This window comes from Novosphingobium aromaticivorans DSM 12444, from assembly GCF_000013325.1.
In the GTDB taxonomy this organism is placed as follows: domain Bacteria; phylum Pseudomonadota; class Alphaproteobacteria; order Sphingomonadales; family Sphingomonadaceae; genus Novosphingobium; species Novosphingobium aromaticivorans.
This window is the reverse complement of record NC_007794.1, coordinates 3238707-3259197: the sequence shown is the minus strand read 5'-3', so window position 1 is coordinate 3259197 and position 20491 is coordinate 3238707. Positions and strand designations below refer to the sequence as shown.

General features: G+C 65.9%; 15 protein-coding genes. 4 read left to right on the top strand and 11 right to left on the bottom strand.

Going from position 1 to position 20491, the window contains the following annotated elements; all coding sequences use genetic code 11:
* The first annotated feature begins 2 nt into the window (after positions 1–2).
* Positions 3–725, top strand: a complete 723-nt coding sequence (gene mtgA, locus SARO_RS15440) for a monofunctional biosynthetic peptidoglycan transglycosylase (RefSeq protein WP_011446682.1) — start codon at positions 3–5, stop codon at positions 723–725.
* Between the two features lie 67 nt (positions 726–792).
* On the opposite strand, the gene SARO_RS15435 is transcribed toward mtgA, so the two are convergent.
* Positions 793–3324 carry a TonB-dependent receptor gene (locus tag SARO_RS15435; RefSeq protein ID WP_234007371.1) on the bottom strand — a complete coding sequence of 844 codons (2532 nt, stop codon included), beginning with the start codon at positions 3322–3324 and terminating at the stop codon, positions 793–795.
* Between the two features lie 364 nt (positions 3325–3688).
* The gene (locus tag SARO_RS15430; RefSeq protein ID WP_011446679.1) at positions 3689–4495 is read right to left on the bottom strand and encodes a metallophosphoesterase family protein; all 807 of its coding nucleotides are present in this window, start codon (positions 4493–4495) and stop codon (positions 3689–3691) included.
* A gap of 252 nt (positions 4496–4747) precedes the next feature.
* On the opposite strand from SARO_RS15430, the gene SARO_RS15425 reads away from it, so the two are divergent.
* The gene (locus tag SARO_RS15425) at positions 4748–5491 is read left to right on the top strand and encodes a TorF family putative porin (protein WP_041550494.1); all 744 of its coding nucleotides are present in this window, start codon (positions 4748–4750) and stop codon (positions 5489–5491) included.
* 134 nt (positions 5492–5625) lie between these two features.
* Here SARO_RS15425 and SARO_RS15420 read toward each other — a convergent pair whose 3' ends face one another.
* Entirely contained in the window at positions 5626–6384 is a 759-nt protein-coding gene (locus SARO_RS15420) for an SIMPL domain-containing protein (RefSeq protein WP_011446677.1), read from the bottom strand.
* Between the two features lie 83 nt (positions 6385–6467).
* On the opposite strand from SARO_RS15420, the gene SARO_RS15415 reads away from it, so the two are divergent.
* On the top strand, positions 6468–6905 hold the full coding sequence (locus SARO_RS15415) for a VOC family protein (RefSeq protein WP_011446676.1): 438 nt from the start codon (positions 6468–6470) through the stop codon (positions 6903–6905).
* A gap of 440 nt (positions 6906–7345) precedes the next feature.
* Positions 7346–10027 carry a TonB-dependent receptor gene (locus SARO_RS15410; protein WP_041551335.1) on the top strand — a complete coding sequence of 894 codons (2682 nt, stop codon included), beginning with the start codon at positions 7346–7348 and terminating at the stop codon, positions 10025–10027.
* Between the two features lie 115 nt (positions 10028–10142).
* On the opposite strand, the gene SARO_RS15405 is transcribed toward SARO_RS15410, so the two are convergent.
* From SARO_RS15405 to peaA, 8 genes are all read right to left on the bottom strand, one after another.
* On the bottom strand, positions 10143–12176 hold the full coding sequence (locus tag SARO_RS15405) for a tetratricopeptide repeat-containing sulfotransferase family protein (RefSeq protein WP_011446674.1): 2034 nt from the start codon (positions 12174–12176) through the stop codon (positions 10143–10145).
* A 55-nt stretch (positions 12177–12231) separates the two neighbouring features.
* Positions 12232–12912, bottom strand: a complete 681-nt coding sequence (locus tag SARO_RS15400; protein WP_011446673.1) for a subtilisin-like serine protease QhpE — start codon at positions 12910–12912, stop codon at positions 12232–12234.
* Positions 12905–14701: an ABC transporter ATP-binding protein gene (locus tag SARO_RS15395; protein ID WP_011446672.1), complete on the bottom strand. Its 1797-nt coding sequence runs from the start codon at positions 14699–14701 to the stop codon at positions 12905–12907. Before SARO_RS15395 ends, SARO_RS15400 begins: the two co-directional genes overlap by 8 nt.
* On the bottom strand, positions 14617–15615 hold the full coding sequence (locus SARO_RS21245; RefSeq protein ID WP_234007457.1) for a hypothetical protein: 999 nt from the start codon (positions 15613–15615) through the stop codon (positions 14617–14619). The genes SARO_RS15395 and SARO_RS21245 overlap by 85 nt, the downstream gene beginning before the upstream one ends.
* Positions 15616–15655: 40 nt before the next feature.
* On the bottom strand, positions 15656–16756 hold the full coding sequence (locus tag SARO_RS15385; RefSeq protein WP_011446670.1) for a YncE family protein: 1101 nt from the start codon (positions 16754–16756) through the stop codon (positions 15656–15658).
* 137 nt (positions 16757–16893) lie between these two features.
* Positions 16894–17220 carry a quinohemoprotein amine dehydrogenase subunit gamma gene (gene qhpC, locus SARO_RS15380; protein ID WP_011446669.1) on the bottom strand — a complete coding sequence of 109 codons (327 nt, stop codon included), beginning with the start codon at positions 17218–17220 and terminating at the stop codon, positions 16894–16896.
* Positions 17217–18671 (bottom strand): quinohemoprotein amine dehydrogenase maturation protein, encoded by a 1455-nt coding sequence (gene peaB / locus SARO_RS15375; protein WP_011446668.1) that lies wholly within the window; start codon positions 18669–18671, stop codon positions 17217–17219. Before peaB ends, qhpC begins: the two co-directional genes overlap by 4 nt.
* The gene (gene peaA, locus SARO_RS15370; RefSeq protein ID WP_011446667.1) at positions 18668–20452 is read right to left on the bottom strand and encodes a quinohemoprotein amine dehydrogenase subunit alpha; all 1785 of its coding nucleotides are present in this window, start codon (positions 20450–20452) and stop codon (positions 18668–18670) included. Before peaA ends, peaB begins: the two co-directional genes overlap by 4 nt.
* Between the last annotated feature and the right edge of the window lie 39 nt (positions 20453–20491).

Sequence of the window (20491 nt, the reverse complement as noted above, 5' to 3'; positions counted from 1 at the left end):
CAATGCTTGACGAGTTGAAGAACGAACGCCGCTCCGTGTCCACGCATCCTGGCCTTGCGAGCCGGGTCGGATGGTTCGTGGCCAAGCTCCTTGCCGCTTTCCTGTTCATCTCGGTCGCGCAGGTGATCATCTACAAGTTCGTCCCCGTGCCGATCACGCTGACCATGCTGCTGGACGAGCATTCGATCACCAAGGACTGGACGCCGCTCGACGAGATCGACCGCGACATGGTCGATGCCGTGATTTCAGGCGAGGATGGCAAGTTCTGCCTGCACAACGGCTTCGATCACGAGGCGATGATGCAGGCGTTCCGGCGCAACCAGCAGGGCGGGCGCATCCGGGGCGGGTCCACGATCAGCCAGCAGACGGCCAAGAACGTGTTCCTGTGGCAGGGGGGCGGTTATCTGCGCAAGGGGCTTGAGGCCTGGTACACCGTGCTGATCGAGACGATCTGGGGCAAGCGGCGGATCATGGAAGTCTACCTCAATGTCGCCGAAACCGGGATCGGTACCTACGGGGTGGAGGCTGGCGCGCAGCGCTATTACGGCAAGAGCGCGCGCAAGCTCAGTTCGGTCGAGGCGGCGCGGATCGCCGCCGTGCTGCCCCTGCCCAAGAAGCGCGAGGTCAAGGGGGCCGGAGGCTTCACGCGCCGTCACGGCAATGCCATCGCCCGCCGCGTCACGGTGGTGAAGAACGGTGCGCTCGATTCCTGCGTCTACCGGTAAAGCGCAATGAAAAGGCGCGGGAGGATCTCTCCCCCCGCGCCCATTCCGGTCGGCCTTGTCGGCCGGGTCAGAACTCGAAGTGGATCGAGCCGACGAAAGTGCGCGGCGAGCCGAACTCGACCTGCGGGTTGTTCGAGGCGGCAGCCTGCGTCGACAGGTTGCCGATGTAGAACTTGTCGAACAGGTTGATCACGTTGAGCTGCAGGTAGATCGAACCCTTGTCGTTGACCTTGCCGAGGTTGACGCGCGCATCGAGATCGACCGTGGTGTAGGACGGTGCGATCACGTCGTTGATGTCGGTCAGGAAGCGGTCGCCCACGTACTTGACCTGCGCGCCAATCGAGACGGGCTCGTAGTCGAACTGGGCGCGGCCGCCGACCTGCCACTTCGGCGTTTCGGCCACGAACTTGCCCTTGGTCGGCGAGAGGATCGCGCCGGCGGGCGAGACCACGTCGTCCCTCAGCTTCGCGTTGGTGTAGGACGCGAAGGTGTAGAGCGAGAACATGTCGACCGGGCGCACCGCGACGCTGGCGTCGAAGCCGTAGCTGCGCACGCGACCGACGTTGCGGTCGAGGTTGAGCGAGCTGCCGTCCTCGAGCAGCACCTGCGACGAGATGATGCGGTTCTTGTACCCGATGTACCATGCGCTGGCCTGGGCCTGGACGACGCGGCTGGTATAGCGCGCGCCGAGGTCGAAGCTGTTGGTGCGTTCCGGCTTCACCAGCGAGGTCGGCTGGATCTTCACGCCATCGAACCCGTAGAGGTTGTCGGTACGCGGGGCCGAGAAGCCCTGGCTGAAGTTGCCGAACACGTTGACCTGCGGCGTGATCTTGTAGACGAAGCCGGCATTGGGCAGGACTGCGCTGTAGGCCACCTTGCGGGCGGCGTAGGGCGCGGCATAGGCCGGGTACTTGGCTTCGACCACGGCATCGCTTTCCGAGGTGCAGTAGGCGTCGTTCGAGCTACCGGCGATAGTCCAGCAGTTGTTGGTCAGGTTGCGGCGGAAGAACGGCGCGCGCACGCCGGCCTGCACGGTCAGCGTATTGTCGAAGTACTTGCCGATGTATTCGCCCGCGACCTGGTGCAGGATCGCGTAGGACAGGCGGTCGCGCTTCTGGAGGACGTTGCCGGCCGCATCCTTCACCGCGGAATCATCGTCGCCGATGCCGCCGAAGACGTTCAGCGGGTTGCCGAGCTGGTCGAGCCGACCCGCTTCGCCGGTCTGGCGGTGCTTGGCGCGGTCCCAGGTATAGGCAACGCGGAAGGTATTTTCCGGCGACGCTTCGTAGCGCAGCGAAAGCGTGGCGCCGAGACGGTGCGTGCGGGTGTTCGACGGGAACAGCAGACGCACGAGATCATCCGTATCGCCATCGCCATTGATGTCGACGCCGCTCGCGACGCCACCGCCGATGCGCGTTCCCTGGCGGCTGTAGACGCCCGAGACGCTGCGGTTGGCGTCGGATTCCGCGAAGACCGAGGTGCCGCCGCCATTGGCGAGGACATACTGATAGCTGGCATCAAGCGTCGCGATCAGCTTCTCGCTCAGCGCGAAGCGCGAGTTGAAGCGGATGTTGCCGGTGTTCGAAGGGTTGATCGAGGTATTGTAGTAGTTGGCGCAGGACGACGCGTCCGACTGTTGGCCCGCACCACCGCTGCTGCTGGGCAGCGTGCAGGTGGCATCGTTGTTGAAGTTGAAGATGGTCTCCTGCTGCGCGTCGGTCAGGTTGCCGAGATCGAGCGGGGAAGCGGGAGTGATGCTGGCCGACGCCGGGATCGTGGCGGAGCCCAGCAGGGTGCGCATGTCGTTGATGCCGACGCGGCGATAGAAGTTGTTGCGGTTCTCGTTGTAGTGGCCTGCGAGGCTCACGAAATCACCGTTTTCGCCGATCGGCTGGTACACGCGGACGTTGTACTGCTGCTTGTGGATGCCGCCTGGGCCGCGGAACTGGTCGTACTTGGTGTCGCTGGCCGAGAAGAACGCGCGGGTGCCGAAGGGCGTGAACACGCCGGTGTCGATCACGCCGAACACGCGGTTGTAGTTGAAGGTGCCGTGCGAATAGTTGATCGCGGCGCCAAGCTCTTCCTTGGGCAGGCGGGTGCGGTAGTTGACGGTGCCGCCCGCAGCACTCGCGGTCGGGCTGTCGACGTCGGTCGCGCCGAAGTTGATGTTGACCTGCTCGATCAGTTCGGAGTCGAGCTGCTGGTTGGTGTAGAGCGAATAGTTGCCCGAATCGTTGACCTGGACGCCGTCGAACGTGGCCGAGATGCGCGCGCCGTCGAAGCCGCGAATGCGCAAGTTGCCGCCTGCGGCGCCATAGGGGTCGGTGCTGGTGAAATTGACGCCCGGCACGATGTTGATCGTGTCGAAGATCGCCTTGCCGGGGTTCTGCCGAGCGACGAGTTCCTGGGTCAGGACGGCCTTGGCCTTGGGGGTTTCGGGGGCCTTGAAGCCGTTGACGGCGGCATCCGCGCGCGTGCCGGTCACGACGATCGCCTCTTCGACGTCGACCGAACCGGTCGACTGGGCGTGGGCGGCGCTGGCCAGCGCGACGCTGCCGATCGCGATGGTCGACGCGGCGACCAGGAATTTCATCTGCATGTATAGACCCCGTTTGGCTGCGCCCGAAAGCGCGGTTGTGGCGCGGTTGGCCGTGCCGGATGCTTCGGGCCGGAACGAGGGAATCGCCTGCGTGCCAGCCCGTCGCCGGCGGCCTTAACCGCCTGCGTGGGGCCGCCAAACAGGTAACAGATGACACCGGAATGACGATGTTGCGACAATGCGACATCGCTCGCCGCACGCGCGTAATGGAATTGCGGAAAGTTTCTCTTGAAATCGGAAAAGTTGCGGTAAGTGTCCGGAATCCGGCAATCTTCACCAAGTAGTTGCACTGCGGCAACAGGTCAAAAAAGTTGCTGCAGTGCGGAACGAGGCGGGGCGTCGTGCGCGTCCGACCCCCGCAGGATCAGTTCGTGTCGTTCGCCTGGCGAGCGATGTTGGCCGACAGAATCCATCGCTCAGCGCCCTCGATGCCGAGCGCGGTCAGCCGGCCCGAAGCGAAGGCGCCGGTATCGATGCCGATGCGGTTGTGGAGCAGCGCCGGCTCGTCGGTGATCGTGTGGCCGTGGACCACCATGCAGCCGTGGTCTTCGGCAAAGTCGAGGAAGTCGCGGCGGATCCAGCGCATGTCCGATACGGCCTGCTCGGCCAGCGGCACGCCGGGACGGATGCCGGCATGAACGAACAGGTAGTCGCCGACGACGACCTGGTTCTCCATCCGGCGCATGAAGTCCAGATGTGATTGCGGCACGAGCGTGGGTAGCCGTTCCTGAAGGTCCGGGAGGTTCGACTTCGCATAGTCTTCCATCGCCAGCCCGTAGCTGAACAGCGTTTCCTTCCCGCCGTGGCGCAGGAAATGGCGCAGCACCTCTTCGTTGCCGAAGCTGTCGAGCAGCATTTCCTCGTGGTTGCCGGCAAGAATGCGCACCCGCCCGGTTTGCGCCAGTTCCATCGCGCGTTCGACGACGCCGCGACTGTCCGGGCCCCGGTCGATCAGATCGCCCAGCAGGACGAGAGTCGTTTCCGCCGGTCCGCGACGTGCGTCGTCCTCGTCGATCAGCGCCAGCACTTGTTCGAAAAGATCCAGGCGCCCGTGAATGTCGCCGATCGCATAGACCCGCCGGCCGGCAGGGACACGGTATTCGGCCTGGGGTTCCGGAGCGCGGGGCGCAGGACTTTCCGGGGAAAACAGGGAGCGGAGCTTGCTGAACATGGACCCTCTTGACGGTGCGATATGGCTGCGCGGCTCCGGCTATTCAACACCTTTGGCCCGATGGCGGGGGAATGGTGCGCAAAAGACACAAATGGCAATCAATCAGACACAAACCGGACATAATTTGCTTGTGCGGCGCAGCATCGGGAGGCACCTCTATCAGGGCAAGCCCCAAGGACCTCCCGCGACACGAGGAGTCCAGGGCGAGCGCAGGTGGGACGAACGCGCAAAGAACAGCAAAAGGATTTTGTCATGCGTACGTCCATCAAGGCCCTTCTGGCCTCGACCCTCCTTGCGGCCGGTCTGGCCGCTACCCCGGCCTTCGCGCAGGAAGAAGCCGCAAGCGATTTCACCGTCACCGGCAACGTTGCCGCCGTCACCGACTATCGCTTCCGCGGCATCTCGCTCTCGGGCGGCGACTTCGCGGTTCAGGGCTCGATCGGCGTCAGCCACTCGAGCGGCTTCTATGTCGGCGCCTGGGCATCCAGCCTCGAGGACTCGCCGGTCTATGGCAGCACCGAACTCGACGTCTATGGCGGCTGGACCGGTGAAGTCACCTCCGGCCTGACCTTCGACGGCGGCCTGCTCTACTATGTCTATCCCAACGGCGACGTCGGCAAGGCCAACGTGTACGAGCCCTATGCCTCGCTTTCGGCAGGCGTCGGCCCGGCAACCGCCAAGGTCGGCGTGGCCTATGCGTGGAAGCAGGATTCGCTCGGCGGCGACGACAACCTCTATGTCTATGGCGAGCTTTCCGGTGCGATCCCCGAAACGCCGATCTCGCTTTCGGCGCACCTGGGGTACACCGACGGCGCGCTGTCGCCCAAGCTGCTGACCGGTGAAAGCACCAAGGGCGGCTTCGACTACAACGTCGGCGCGACCTACAATGTCACCGACAAGCTGGCCGTGGGCGTCAGCTACGTCGGCGTCGACGGCGCTTCGATCGACAGCTTCTCGAACGACGCCGTCGTCGGCACGATCAAGCTCTCGTTCTGATCGATCGGGTTGGGTCCGCTCCTGCTGGGCGGACCGCGCGTGGGGCCCGCGTCGCGCTTGCGATGCGGGCCTTGCTGCGTCAGGGTCTGGCGCCGCCGGACCTCAACGCCGCCGGACCTTGGCGCTGCCGGGCCTCAGCGCAGGTAGAAGTCGATCGTGGTGACCACGCGCACCTTCTTGTAGGGCGTGTCGGATACGCCCCATCCACCGCCGTCGCCGTCGCGCGCGGTGATCTCGAAATAGCCCTGCGTTGCGTCCTTGATGCCCTCGACCGATGCGCCGCTGTCGCGTGCGAACTGTTCCGCGGCGGCGCGCGCGTCCTTGGTGGCGGCGGCGACCATCTCGGGCTTGATCGTGTTGAGCCGGGTGAAGGTATAGGCCATGCCCGACCCTTCCTCGAGCATCACGCCGCGCCGGACGAGGTCGAATTGCCGCCGCACGGCCTTCTGCGCGCGGTCGATGTCGGTGGTGCGCAATGTCATGCGCTGGCGCACGGTGAACGTGGTCACGCCGTTGTTGGTCATCGTCTGGACGTTGACGCCGGTCGGCTGGAGCGCGTCGGCGGGAAAGCCCAGTTCGCCGAAGAACGCGCGGATCGCCTGGCTGTCGCGGTCGACGCTTTGCTGGGCGCTGGACAGGTCCGACGCGGTGGCGGAATAGGCGAGGGTCCAGGTGGCAAGGTCCGCCGTCACCTCGCGTTCGGCAAGGCCGCGCACGGTCACCGCCCGGTCCGCGACCTTCGCGCGCCGCAGGCCGTCCCCGACGAACCACCCCCCGGCGACGAGCGCCGCCGCCAGGATCGCCGCGGGCACGAGCATGGTTGCGCCGCGTGGCACGAAGTTGTGCGCAAGCGCTTGGGCTTGGGAGTCGTTCTCGCTATCCTCTGCCGGCATCGTCATCTCCTTGCGGGCGTGGCCTGCGATGAAATGTGCGATTTCATCGATGAACCGTTTTTGAACGAGAAGCGAGCTTCCCCGTGACCAAGTTCCTGCATACCATGATTCGCGTGACCGATCCCGACGCGACTATCGCGTTCTTCGAACTGATCGGCCTGAAGGAGACGCGGCGCTTCGACAGCGAGAAGGGCCGCTTCACCCTGATCTTCCTGGCGGCTCCCGGCGAGGAGGGCATCGCCGAGGTCGAGCTGACCTACAACTGGCCGCCCGAGGACGGTTCGCCCGCAGAGGGGTATTCGGGCGGGCGCAATTTCGGGCACCTCGCGTACCGCGTCGACAATATCTATGATACCTGCCGGCGCATCATGGATGCAGGCCATATCGTCCACCGTCCTCCGCGCGACGGACACATGGCCTTCGTGAAGACGCCGGACGGAATTTCGATCGAACTGCTGCAGGACGGTCACCTGCCGCCGCAGGAGCCGTGGGCGAGCATGGAGAACACCGGAACCTGGTAAGCCGCGCGCGGCTGAACCAGAGGAACGCCACCGGCGTCGGACCAAGCGGTCCGGCGCCGGTTTTTTCGTGCCGGCGGTGCACCTGCGGAAAAGGGTGGAGGGCGTTTCCAAAAGGAAGTTGACTCCATGTTGCCCTGCAGCATTATCAATCCCGGACGAGCGTCATGGAATTGCCAAGGGGCAGCGCTCGGCCAGGGGTGAATGCAACACGTGTCGATCTGCCGCGCCAGGCGTGGCGGGCCCGGAGGCGTCCTGTCTCCGGCCAACGGGATGCGATTGCCCCTCGGGTCCGGCGGCGAAAATGCCGTGTGGGCTCATGTTGCAGCGCCGCAAAGGCGCGCACTCGAGGGACGGATGTGCGGAGGGGCCGGGGATCGCCCGTGTCACTGCATAGGGGTAGAAATGACATGAAGAACCAGGTTCGGCTCAGGTCGCGGGCCATGAGGGCATTCGCTGCGAGCACCATCCTGTCGACCGTCGTGCTGCCGGCGGCAGCCTATGCCGCTGAAGTCACAGAGGTTGCCGCGCAGCCTGCCATCGAGACCACGCCTGCCGAGGAGCAGGTCCAGCCCGAAGGCTTCGGCGACATCGTGGTCACCGCGACCCGCCAGGCGCAGTCGATCCAGAAGGTGCCGATCTCGATCCAGGCGCTGAACGCCGACACGCTCCAGCAGCGGCAGGTCAAGGGCCTGACCGACTTCGCCACGCTCATGCCTTCGGTCAGCTTCGCCGGCATCGGCCCGGGCCGCAATACGCCCTATTTCCGCGGCATCGTGCCTGCGGGTGGCGCGCGCGAATCGGTGGGCTACTACATCGACGACATTCCGATCACCGGCACCGGCCTGCCCGACATCCACGTCTACGACGTCGAACGCGTCGAGGGCCTGTCCGGGCCGCAGGGCACGCTGTACGGCGCGGGCTCGCTGGCCGGCACGATCCGCTTCATCACCAACAAGCCCAAGTTCGAGCGGTTCGAGTACGGCTACGATGCCGAGGTGAACAAGTACGGCAAGGGCGACTTCGGCGGGCAGTACCAGTCCTACATCAACGTGCCCGTCGCCAGCAATCTGGCGGTGCGCGCGATGGGCTACTACCGCCGCGACGGCGGATATGTCGACAACACGCCGAACAACGGCAAGTTCAATGACGGCAGTTCCTCGACCCTGAGCCTTGGCGACAACAATCCCGATACTTTCTACACGCTCGACAATTCCGACATCGCGCAGGACGACTACAACTCGATCGAGGAATATGGCGGGCGCCTGCAGGTGCTGTGGGAAATGGCGCCCGGCTGGGAGATCGCCTCGCAGCTTACCGCGCAGCAGCAGATCGCCAACGGGTACTTCGGCTTCGACCCGCGCGTGGGCGACCTTGAAGTGCACGACTTCGACACGACCCAGCAGAACGACAAGTGGTACCAGGCGGCGCTGACCGTCCATGGCCATATCGGAGACTGGGACGTGGTCTCCTCGACCGGCTACTACCAGCGCCAGATCAACCTGCTCAACGACTATACCTACTACACCGTCACCTATGACCGCTTCGGCGCCGGTTACGAGAACTACCTCCAGTTCTTCGACAAGAACGGCTGCACGGGTTCTGGCGACGCGATGAAGTGCACCAGCCTGATCGATCCGACGCAGTTCTATCGGGGGCTGCGCAACGAGAACAAGTTCACCCAGGAACTGCGCTTCACCACGCCCAAGTCGTGGCCGTTCGACGTGACCTTCGGCGGTTTCTATCACCGGCAGAAGAACGAGGTGAACAACGACTACTCGATCCATGGGCTGGACCAGATCGCAGGCTATACCCAGTCGGGCGGGGGCGACAGCAACCCGGAAGGGTTCGGCATTCCGACGACGGCCGGCGGCACGATGGTCGTGGGCTCGCCGGCGGTGAAGCGCGATGCCTTCTACATGAGCGAGCAGAACCAGTACTGGAACGACTATGCGCTGTTCGCCGAAGGGCACTACAACATTACCCCGACGCTCAAGCTGACGGGCGGCATCCGCTATTTCTGGACCAACTTCCGTGTGCTCGGTTTCGCGGGCGTTGCCGCTTCTGCACGCAACACGATCACGTCGCTCTATGTGCCCACTGGCGAATATGGCTGCCCCGTGCCGCTTCCGGCGGAGCGCCTGCAGTGCCTCAACTCGAACTTCGCAGCCGCCGATGGCGTGGGCCGCTACAAGGAGGAAGGCGAAACCCACAAGGTCGCGCTCAACTGGCAGTTCGAACCGTCGAAGATGGTCTATTTCAACTATTCGACCGGCTTCCGCCCTGGCGGCTTCAACCGTCCGTTGCGCATCCGCGGCGTCGGCGTGGCCACGGTGCCGTCTTTCGAATCTGAAAGGCTGACCAACTTCGAGCTGGGCTTCAAGACCACGTGGAACAACATGTTCCGCTTCAACGCCTCGCTCTATTACGAGAACTGGGACAACATCCAGTACAGCGTGGTCATCGCGGGCACGCAGGGCGCGGGCATGACGGGCAACGCTGGCAAGGCGCGCGTCTATGGCGTGGAGTTCGACGCGGACCTCAAGCTTGGCAAGTTCACCATTTCGACCAACGGCGCCTACAACAACGCCGCGCTCAAGGGGAACTTCTGCAACTTCAAGGTCGACACCTCGACGCTGGCGATCACCCAGCTTGCGACCTGCACCCCCGGCGCCACTTTCGGCAGCCCGGCAGTGGCCGAAGTGGCGGCGACCGACGGCACCCGCCTGCCGCGCCAGCCGCGTTTCAAGGGCACGACCTCGGTGCGCTACGACACGCAGCTTGGCGACATGGACCTCTACCTGCAGGGCGCCGCGCTGTATCAGACCAACGCCACGCAGAACCTCAATGTCTACAACAACAACCTGCTCGTCTGCCCCGACATCGCGGACGAAGCGACCGATGCCGGCCGTTCGTGCGCGACCCCGGGCTTCGTCAGCTTCGACTTCTCGGGCGGGATCAAGAAGGACAACTGGACGCTCGACCTGTTCATCCAGAACGCCTTCGACAAGCGCGGCGAGCTGACCCGCAACACCTTCTGCTCGATCCAGTTCTGCTCGGACTCGTCGCGCACCTTCACGATCAAGCCGCAGTTCTTCGGAATGCGCTGGGGCCAGAAATTCTGACCCATCCTGAAATCCTGCGAAGGAACCTTGCCCCCGTGGTCCAAAGCCGCGGGGGCTTTTTTTGGCCGTGTCGGGAGCCGGCGGACGTTATCGGAGCGGTCCGATCGCGAGGGTGTCAGCGTGCGGAGGGCGCGTCGGGATAGCTGTCCAGCACGGGGCCAAGTGCGGCCTTCAGGGGGGCGAGCCAGGGTTCATAGGGTTTCCACGCTTCGAGTCCGTCGCGGAAGATCGGCTTCCGCACCTGTTCGGAACTGGCCGTGCGCACTGCGCGCTCGTTGCGGTAGAATTCCAGGCAGGCCGGTTCGAACGGCAGGCCGAGATGGTCGAGCAGGCGGCGGACCTCGTTTTCGGTATCCGCCACCATCCGTTCGTAGATCACGCGGTGGACCGCACCGGGAAAATGGGCGTCCCACGCTGCCATCAGGCCGACGTAATCGCGATAGTAGCGACCGATGTCGGCAAGGTCGTAGGTGAAGGTCTGGCCGCGCGCGAAATGCTGTTTCCACCCGGAAAAGCAGCAGGACAGCGGATGCCTTCGCGCGTCGATCACGTTGGCGTTCGGCAGGATCAGCCGGATCAGGCCGACGTGCTGCCAGTTGTTGGGCATCTTGTCGATGAACAGGGGCCGGTCGGTCTGGCGATGAATGCGGGTGCGCTCGATGTATTCGTCACCGAGCCTGGCGCGGTCGGCGGGCGACAGCGAGGCGACCATCGCGGCGAAATCCGGAAATTCGCCCTCGTCGACGCGCGATTGCAGGCGCGCGGCGATCATCATCATCTCGGGCAGTTCCATCGTGCCTTCGACCTGGCTGTGGCTGGACAGGATCTGTTCGACCAGGGTCGAGCCCGACCGGGGCAGGCCGACGACGAAGATCGGGTCGGGCGCGGGGCAACCGCCTTCTCCCATGCCCGCAAGGAACGCGGCAGTGAAGGTCGCTGCCGTAGCGTCCACCTGGGCCGAAAAGGCATCGGCATCGTGGCGGATCATGGTACGACGCAAGGCATTGCCCTTGTCGTAATGGGCAAAGGCGGCGGCATGATCGCCGGTGTCCTCGAATGCCTTGCCCAGCGAAAAATGGAGGTGGAATACGTCGTCCTTGCGCTCATCCACCGCATCGTCGAGCGAGGCCAGCGCCGCTTCCATTGCCGCGACGTCTTCGGCGCCCAGGCGGACCGTCTTGAGGTTGGCAAGGCTCCACCACGCTTCACCCATGGTCGGTTGACGCGAGACGGCGGCGCGATAGGCCTCGACCGCCTCGTCCTGGTGGCCCAGCGTCTTCAGCACGTGGCCGAGGTTCTGCCAGACCTGCGGCTCGTCGGGCCGTTCGGCCAGAAGCTCTCGATAGATCGCTGCCGCGCGCTCCTGGTGGCCGAGGCGGACGAGGACCGAGGCAAGGATCAGCCTGTGCCCCGGTGACGGAACGGGCGAGCGCACCAGCGTCTCGGCATGGTCGAGCGCTTCGGACAGGCGGTTGGTCTGGAGCAGGAGGCGGATCAGGAAGTCGCGGGCAAGGTCGAACCCCGGCGCCAGATCGACCGCCCGCGCCGCGCGGTCGAGCGCCGTGGTCATGTCGCCGCGCCGCCATGCGATTTCACCGAGGAGGCGCAAGGCGGGGGCATCGTCCGCCTGCCGTTCCAGTCGCGCATTCAGCAGGGCTTCGGCGGCATCGGTTTCGCCGTCGTTCATCGCCGCCGCCGCCTTCAGCAGTTCGCCATCGCGCGAGGAGGCGTGGATGCCGGAAAGGTCGGCACGCCATGCGTCCTCCTCTTGCCCGGCCTTGCGCAGTTGCCTGGCGAGCAGGAACCAGCCCGAGGCAATGGCGGGCTGAAGGCGGACAAGCGCCTGGAGCGCGGCGGTTGCGCGCCGCTGGTCGCCAAGGTCCGCCGCCACCTGCCCGAGTTCGTAGAGGACCGCCGGTACGCGGGGATTTGCCTTTGCCAGCGCATCGAGCCGGTCCAGCGCCTCGCGCTGCCTGCCCATCCGGCGCAGGGCGCGGGCGGCGAGGAACAGGGCGGGGGGATGGGCGGGGACCTGCCGCAGCATCGCTTCGGCGCGGGTCAGCGCGAGGTGGGGGCGGGTGGCGAGCAACTGCTCCGCCTCGGCCAGGGCGGCGGCTGGCGAGGGCGGCGGGCGAAGTTGTTGGACCATGGCGTCAGCCTATGCCTCGCACCGCTTGTTGGGTGTACGTCAAATGGCGCAAGGGTCAGGCCGGGGAAGCTTCGAGCGCCGCAAGGACGCTTTCGGTCACTTTCAGGTCGTGCACGCCGCGCGCGGCGATCCATCCGGTCACCTGCGCCACTGCGAAGCTCACGCCGTAAAGGTTCCGGCGTGGCTCGACCCCCGGGATCGGGCGAGGGTATCCGGACGCCATGACCATCTGGCGGTCAGGCGAAAGGACCGGCGTCCCGCGCGGCAGGTCCCAGTCGAGCCCGACGCCAACCACCTGCGGCAATGCCCCGGGCCAGCAGGGCGTACCCTCGGCCTCGGAGGCGGCGACGATCAGGGTTCCTTGGGCAGCGGCTTCCCCGGCAAGCGCTTCGAACACGTCGGCGTGCGCGGGGTTGGTTGTGCCCAGGCTGAGGTTGATCATGTCCGCTTGCGCTTCCAGTGCCTGGCGGATGCCGGTGGCAAGCGCCCGTGCGCTCGCCCGCAAGCCATCGCGGAAGACCCGGATGGGCAGGATTTCGGCGTCTGGCGCCAGCTCCTGGATCGCGGCGGTGACCGCGGTGCCGTGGCCCAGCGTGTCGAGGCTTTGCACCGGGTCGACAAGGACAGTTCCGTCGGCAAGGACGGAGATCCCGGGCAGGAGCCGTAACGCGTCGATGTGCGGGTGGTCGGGATGGACGCCGCTGTCGATCACGGCGATGCGGGGCCGTTTATACATGGGCAGGCACCTGGGGCTGGATCGTGGCATTGCCCTGTTCGAGCCGCACGACATGGTCGGCCAGATCGGCGAGCGCCGGCTTGTGGGTGATGACGACGAGCGTTGCATCGGGCAGCGCGCGGCGCAGGCCTGACGCGACGAGCCGCTCGGTCGCCTCGTCGAGCGCGGCAGTGGGCTCGTCGAGGATCAGCACGTCGGGCTTGCGCAGAAGCGCGCGGGCGAGCGCGATGCGGTGGCGTTCTCCGGCAGAGAGAGCAAGGCCGCGTTCGCCGGTGCGGGTGGCGAGGCCTTCCGGCAGGCGGGCGATCAGCGGGTCCAGACCGGCGGCGCCGGCTGCGGCGGCGACCTCTGCCGGGAGCGCACCTGTGCGGGCGAACGCGATGTTTTCGGCTATCGTGGCGTTGAACAGGAAGGGCGACTGGTCGACCAGCAGCGCGCGGCGGCGCAGGTCGGCAAGAGCGAGGTCGCGGAGGTCGATACCGTCGATGGTGATGCGCCCGGCGACAGGGTCGAGGAAGCGCACCAGGAGGTCGGCCAGGGTCGATTTGCCCGCGCCCGAAGCGCCCAGGATGGCGGTCAGGCTGCCAGCGGGGATGGTCAGGCTGACATCGCGCAGGACCGGTTCGCGCCCGTGGTGCATGGTCACGCCGTCGAGGCGGATCGCCCTGGTCACCGGCGGAAGCGGGCGCGGCGCGGGGGCGTCCGCGACTTCCGCCGATGTGTCGAAAAGCTCGAAGATGCGCGCCAGTGCGACGCGGGCGGAGGCGAGGGTGGCGGTCAGGCCCATCAGCGCCTGGACCGGCGCGAGCAGCCTGCCGTGATAGGTGAGGAACGCGACCAGAGCGCCGATGGTCATGGTGCCGTCGATGATCTGCTTGCCGCCAAAGACGATCACGGCCGCAGTCGAGGCGGTGACGATGGTGCCGGGCAAGGCGCCGGTGAGGAACGAGACGGTCTGCATCCGCAACATCGCGTGGATAAAGCCAGCGTTGGCGGCGCGGAAACGGTCGGCCTCGTGTGCTTCGGCGCCGAGCGCATTGACCGTGCGCATGCCCATGATCGTGTCGACCAGCAGGCTGCCGATATCGGCCCCGCGCTCGCGCATCTGGCGGGTAAGGTCGGTCATGCGGCGCTGGAAGTGGAGGAAGCTGGCGACGGCCAGCGGCACCAGCAGCGTGCCGACAAGGAACAGCTTCCAGTCGAGCCACAGCATCATGCCGACGCTGCCGGCGAAGAACAGGACATTGCTGAGGACCGAGAGGAGCGTGTCCCCGGCTGCGCGCTGGACATCGGAAACGTCGCTGTTGAGGCGCGACATGAGATCGCCGAGGCGGAAACTGCCGTAGAAGCGGGGGCTGAGCGTCTGGAGGTGACGTAGCAGCGCGACGCGCATGTCGAACAGCATCTGCGCGGAAATCGCGACGTAGCGGTAGGAGACGAGCGCATTGACTGCGAAGCCGCCGACGGTGGCCGCCACCATGAGGCCGGCGATCCGTAGTAGCGCGTCCCAGTCGCGCTTGAGCAGGGCCTCGTCGATCATCAGCTTGGAGATCCACGGCTGCGCGAGGTTGAGGCCTGTCGCGAGAAGGCTGGCGAGCAGGACCAGCGCAAGGCGCGGGGCGTGAGGGCGCAGCCACGGCCAGAGCCTGCGGTAGGTGCTCCACGGCGCGACCGTCGGCGCCGGAGTTGGGGTGGCGGGCGGGATCAGGCGGCCAGTTCCCTGCGCACGAGGTCGAAGCCGTGGATGGCGAAGCGTGGTTCGGGGAGCTGGCCGAGTTGGGCGGTGCACCAGTCGTAACCCTCGCGCGTGGCGGCGAACTGTTCGCGCCACCAGCCGGACGTACCTCCCGAGGCATAGAACGGGAGCGCCAGTTGCAGGTGGCGGCGCATCGAGGCCAGCAGGATCGAGTGGTGGTGGATGGCCAGCGCCAGCGGGTCCTCGCCACGGGCGAGCGCGGTCACGACGCCCGAGGCGAGGATGCCTTCGCGCACGGCCTGGGCGGTTCCGTCGCCGCAGATCGGATCGAAGGCGAGCGCGGCGGTGCCGAAGGCGAGCCAGCCTTCGCCGGCCAGTCGTTCGACCATGCGGGGAGAGGTGTCGAAGGCGGGGCCTGTGACGCCAAGGCGCTCGATGAGCGGGGCGACGAGGGTGGACCGGGCGAGCAGCGCCTGGGGTGCATCGCCGATCGCGAGAAGCCATGCCGCTCCCGTTCCTTCCGGGATCAGGAACAGCCAGCCGGTGGTGACGGATTCGATCCAGCAGGTGCGTTCCGCCGCCTCCGCCGCCAGACGGACCGGGACGGCCGTGGATTGGCGACAGCCGAAGCGGCGCAGGGCGGGCGCGGGGAAGGGGGCCATCGCGTGGAGGATGAGCGATGCCTGTCCGTCTGTGGGGGCCGGATTGGTGTCCGGCAGGTCATCCAGGGCCTGCGCGAGATCGTTCTGCGAGACGACCGCGCCGCCGTGAGGCATGGAGACGGGCGTGGCGTCGCCCCAGGCGACGACGCGCCGTTCGATGCGGGGCTTGTCCGCAAAGAGCGAGGGCTGGGAGAATACGTCGCGCAGCAGGGCAAGCGCTGCGTCGCTGAGCAGGATCGCGGGCACGGCGTTTCGCGCACCCGGCTCGCGCAGCAGCGGAATTCCCGCGCGGCCAAGCAGGTGCGCCGCGGTCGAAACCGCGACGCCCTGGCCACGCAGGAGCACGCTCAACGTGCTAGCTCCACGCCGAGGTGCGTCCCGCCGGTCACTGGGTGATTATCATCCCGGCGCCGGTCGAGTCCGCGCCGAGATCGACCGTCTTTTCGTGCGCCAGAGTCTGTGCGTCGTAGATCTCGATGTCGTAGCTGGCGCCGTAGATGTAGAGCTTCGTGCCGTCGCCCGACATGCCGAACTGGAAGCGCGAACGGCAGGGGAATTCGGCCTTGTTCTTCACCTGGTTGGTGGTGAGGTCGAGATGCCAGAATTCGCACCGCTTGTTGCCCACGCTGCCGTTGGTGACGACCGTCCAGCCCTGCTTGAGGTCGGGAGAGACCTGCAGGCCGGCCATGCCATAGGGCGCGGGGCCGATCGGGCGGAAGTCGAAGGCCTTGGTCGCCAGGTTGAAGCGCCCGACGCCGAAGATCTTGTTGTGAATGTAGGGATCGGTCGCGTTGAACAGCGAGACGTATTCGTGCGGGTTTCGCAGCGCTTCGACCCCGCCGCCGAAGGTCACGCCCTCGATACCGGTGGCCTCGGGGCGCGAAACCTCGATCCGCTCCTTGACCTTGAGGTCGGCGGTGTCGAGCACGAGCACCTTGTCGCGGATCACGAACAAGGTCTTGCCGTCCTCGGACATCATGTAGTTGGTGCGCCAGCCGGCGTTGGGGTTGCTGTCATCTTCCTTGGGCACTTCGGACGTGCGCACCACGGCTTTCTTTTGAAGGTCGATCACTGCGAACTGCTGAGGGCTGACGAGGTAGCGGTCGTTCAGCTTCTCGAACTTCGTCAGCATCGTGTAGAAATAGCGCCCCGAAGGATCAGGCACCCCGCCATTGAAGCGATAGCGCGTGGTCGGGGTGTTCAGGCTGAAGGAGTTGACCACCTTCTTCGTGGCGGTGTCGATCACCTCAATCCCGCTGGTCGTGATCGTGGTGACGTAGATCTTCTTCCGGTCGTTCGAGATCCGCATCGAGGTCGGCAGGCCGGAGGCGAGCGTCAGCGTGTCGGTGACCTTGCCCGATGCCTCGTCGACGATCAGCATGCGGTCGGGATAGGAGCCCATGAACAGCGTGGAGGCCTGGGCGGAAGCGCTCGCGACGGTCGTTCCGGCGAGCAGGGCGGCAATGGAGAGACCGAGCTTTTTCATGAAGTTCACTCTTCCGGTCGGGTTTGGAACGGCGGTCGGCACCACCTGCGCGGCGCGTTTCCGGGGATCTGGCCCAGCGGATCCGGGCCAGCAGGTCTGAGCAAGCGGATCAGGGCCTGAGGATCAGGGCCAGTTGATCAGGGGAAGATGATGTCCAGGCTGCGCCAGTCCTTGGCCGCGGTGGCGCAGTTGCTGGCCCAATCCGGCGAGTAGTTGACGTGGTCGGGGACCTGCACCGGCCAGAAGCAGGTGACGTAGCAGTCGTAGAGATCGCGCTCCGCCGGCTGGCACAGACCCGCGGTGCCGCCACCCGCATCGACTTCCCAGCCGGGCGAGAACGACAGCGTGCAGCCCATTGGCACGTGCATCGGCTTCTGCTGGAGGGCGACGACGTCCTCCTCGGTCGAGGAGATCGTCTCCTCGATGCGCCGCGCTTTCCTGTTGAGCGGGGTAAGGTGCTTCATGCCAGGCCCTTTCGTGTCGCAAAGCGTTCGAGAAATTCGGGATTGCGAGCGGCGACCGTGCCGTAGATGCGCAGGCAGGCGTCGGTCCACTCGCGAATCCAGTCGCAATAGTGCAGGTTCGCGTGGCCGGTATCGCCGTAGCGGACGAATGCCTCGTGATGACAGCCGCCAGCGCAGAGCGGACGGGCCCAGCACGAAGCGCATTCGTACTTCGCCCCGACATGACCGCGCGTGAGGAAGTCGCTGCGCTTGTCCTTGTCGAGCCCGGTCGAAATGTGGCCGAGCACATGGGTATCGGAATCGGTGAAGCGGTGGCAGGGTGAAAGGTCGCCCGAGGGACTGACCCCGAGCAGGCCGAGCCCGGCGCCGCACGGATGCGACTTATTGGTGCCCTGGATGAGTTCGGCGATGGTTTCCGAGACGTTGGAGAAGCCGTGCATCCGGCCCTCCAGCGCCCAGGCCAGCCACTCTGCCGCCAGTTCGTGGAACTGCGCGATCACGTGATCCATGCCGTTGTCATCGATCATGTAGTCGCGCTCGCCCGAATTGGTGACGGGCGCGAACCCGACTTCGTGAAAGCCCAGATCGTCCTTGAGGTGGCGATAGATGCGCACCACGTCGGTCACGCCGTTGGTGAGCGTGACGCGCGCGGTGACGGCGCGCGTCCTGTGGCCGGCGATCAGCTTCCTGAGGCGCGGCTCGATCACCGCGTAGGAACCCTTGCCGGTCTTGTAGACGCGGTGCTTGTCCTGGAGATCGGGCGGGCCGTCCATCGAGACGGTGACGCCGACTGCGTTGTCCGACAGGAAGGCGATGATCTCGTCGGTCAGTAGCGTGGCATTGGTGGTAAGGCTGTAGGTGATCTGCTTGCCCGCCGCTGCCGCTGCGCCGTTGGCGTATTCCACGACTTCGCGCAGCAGCTTGAAGTTCATCAGCGTTTCACCGCCGAAGAAGGTGATGTGCGGCACTTCGCGGTGGCCCGACCCGGCTATCAGGAAATCGACCGAGGCACGGGCCGTTTCCAGCGTCATGTACTTCGGCTTTCCCGCCGGCGTCGCGATCTTGTCGGCGCCGAATTCGTAGCAGTAGGTGCAGGCCAGGTTGCACTGGTTGGTGATGTTGAGCACCAGCGCCTGGAGCGGATAGTCCTCGGGCGGAGGTGCGGGGGCGAGCGGCGCTTCGCGGATCTCGTCCGAGACGATGCCGCGCACGCTGCGCAGCTCGCGGATCAGGTCTTCCGCATCGGCTCGCGAATAGCCATTGGCAACCAGCGCGGAGACCATCTCGCCATAGGCCATCTCGCGCTGGCCCAGCATGGCGACGACGCTTGCCGCGCCTTCGTCGAGCGCGAAGATCGCGCCGGCCGATGCGAGATAGACGAAGCCCTGGCCGGAAGCCTCGAAAGTATGGATATCGCCAAGGCGATAGCGGGGGGCGAGGACCGTGGTCACTTGGCCACCTCCGGCTGATCCCAGCGCTTGTAGGCGGGCACCGAGACAACCATGAAGGATTTTGCCGTCAACGGCTTGCCCAGGGCGTCCTTTTCCGTCTTGGCGGTGGCGACGACCCAGACCTCGCCATAGTTGTTGCGGCCCCACTTGCGCGCGGGATTGGGGCCGTCCATCGCCGGGGTGAACAGGGCCTTGTCGCTGAGCTTGCCAACGTAGCTGGTATCGTCGTCGTAGTAGACGGTCTGGAATTCTTCCATGGACCAGCTCGCGTCCACCGGGCCGATGGCGACGTCGTCGGCAGTGTAGGGCTTGCCGTCGAGGCCGTTGTCGTAGCCGATGGCCTCGAACTGCTGGTAGCCGGGCGTGTGCTTCTCGCTTCCGCCGAGGCGGGCGATGGCAGAATCCGGCGCGACCTTGAGGTAATCGACCTTGCGATAGACCGGCAGCGCGGCGGCCAGCACGCTGCTGCCGATTCCAACGTCATGGGCGCCGACCGTGGCGTCGGCAGCAACGTCGACGGTGAGAACGGCCTCGCCCGGGCTGGCCGACACGACCTTGCTGACCATCACGCCCTTGCCGAGATCGATGTCCGCCGCCTTGAGGCCGGCGGGGAACGCATCGCCATAGAGGCGCACGGTTGCACCCTTGGTGCCGATCTTGAGCCCGCCGGGCATTACGGCGGTGACGGTTGGTTCGGCCGAAGCGCGGGTCAGCTTCACGTCGAAGCCGAACTCCTTGTAATCGCCCCAGAACCAGCGTCCTTCGGCAGACTTGCGATCGGGCGAGAACCACATCGTCTCGCGCGTTTCGTGGTCTTCGGGTGCATCGGGCCGGGCGCCTTCCGGTCCACTGGCGGAGGTCCCGCGCCAGGCATAACCGGTATAGACCAGCCCCTTGCCCTTGCGGGTCAGGGTGGAGCCATCGGCGAGGGACTTGAGCGAGATCGTTGTCGAATAGTCATCGCCCGACGCTGCCGGCGCGAGCACCATTTCGCCCACGTACTTGCCCTTGCCGGGAAGCGAGGCGCTGACCAGCCAACGGCCGCCCAGCTTGGACGACTGGACGCGGGCCTGCCATGCCGACCATTCGGGCGTGGCGAGGGGCGCGTGCTTGTTCATGTAGTCCATCGCGACTTCGACCGGCAGCGGCTTGGTCGCGCCCGGCGCGGGAGCGGGCTGCGACGGGTCATCCACGGCGCGGCGATACTGCGCGTCGGCCTGCGAATAGAGCGCGACGTGGAGATTGCGCAGCAGGCTCCATTCCGCCTTCGACCGGCGCCAGGACAGGGGCTGCGCGAAGGCGTGGCACGATGCGCAAGACTGCCGGATCGTCTCGTTCGGGATGTTGGTCTCGTCGATCAGGCGATGCTCGGGCAGGTACATGACCGGCTTGGCTTCTTCCGGGGCCAGCCCGTGGGTGGCGGAGAGCGAGCGGATCACGGCCTTGGCCTCGACCGGGGAGATCGACAGGCCGTTGAGGCGCGACATGCGGTGGATGACCTGTGCCCAGCCTTCGGGCGTGGTCCGCACCCAGGAGATGCGCGAAAGGTTCCCCTTCGCATCTGCGGTATGGCACGAGCCACATTTTTCGACGACGAGCTGGTCCTTCACGGGGATGCCGGGTTCGGCCTCCACCGGGTTCGAAGGATCGCGCGCGGCTTGCGCAAGGGCGATCGTGGCGGGAAGCGCGGAAAGCCCGAGGAACTGGACAATGCGGCTGCGGGCAAGGCGCCCGAGGCGCGGGCTTGCGGATTCGCGGGTATCGGTATCGGCCACGCTCATGGTCGCGTTTTCCCCCTGATGGCTGTGCCGCATCGTGCG

Bases quoted from the DNA above. Each gene is read 5' to 3' on its own strand.
- peaA (WP_011446667.1), bottom strand. From the start codon at position 20,452: ATGAGCGTGGCCGATACCGATACCCGCGAATCCGCAAGCCCGCGCCTC.
- SARO_RS15420 (WP_011446677.1), bottom strand. From the start codon at position 6,384: ATGCCGGCAGAGGATAGCGAGAACGACTCCCAAGCCCAAGCGCTTGCG.
- SARO_RS15410 (WP_041551335.1), top strand. From the start codon at position 7,346: ATGAGGGCATTCGCTGCGAGCACCATCCTGTCGACCGTCGTGCTGCCG.
- SARO_RS15430 (WP_011446679.1), bottom strand. From the start codon at position 4,495: ATGTTCAGCAAGCTCCGCTCCCTGTTTTCCCCGGAAAGTCCTGCGCCC.
- qhpC (WP_011446669.1), bottom strand. From the start codon at position 17,220: ATGAAGCACCTTACCCCGCTCAACAGGAAAGCGCGGCGCATCGAGGAG.
- SARO_RS15400 (WP_011446673.1), bottom strand. From the start codon at position 12,912: ATGTATAAACGGCCCCGCATCGCCGTGATCGACAGCGGCGTCCATCCC.
- mtgA (WP_011446682.1), top strand. From the start codon at position 3: ATGCTTGACGAGTTGAAGAACGAACGCCGCTCCGTGTCCACGCATCCT.
- SARO_RS15435 (WP_234007371.1), bottom strand. From the start codon at position 3,324: ATGCAGATGAAATTCCTGGTCGCCGCGTCGACCATCGCGATCGGCAGC.
- SARO_RS15405 (WP_011446674.1), bottom strand. From the start codon at position 12,176: ATGGTCCAACAACTTCGCCCGCCGCCCTCGCCAGCCGCCGCCCTGGCC.
- SARO_RS15385 (WP_011446670.1), bottom strand. From the start codon at position 16,756: ATGAAAAAGCTCGGTCTCTCCATTGCCGCCCTGCTCGCCGGAACGACC.
- SARO_RS15425 (WP_041550494.1), top strand. From the start codon at position 4,748: ATGCGTACGTCCATCAAGGCCCTTCTGGCCTCGACCCTCCTTGCGGCC.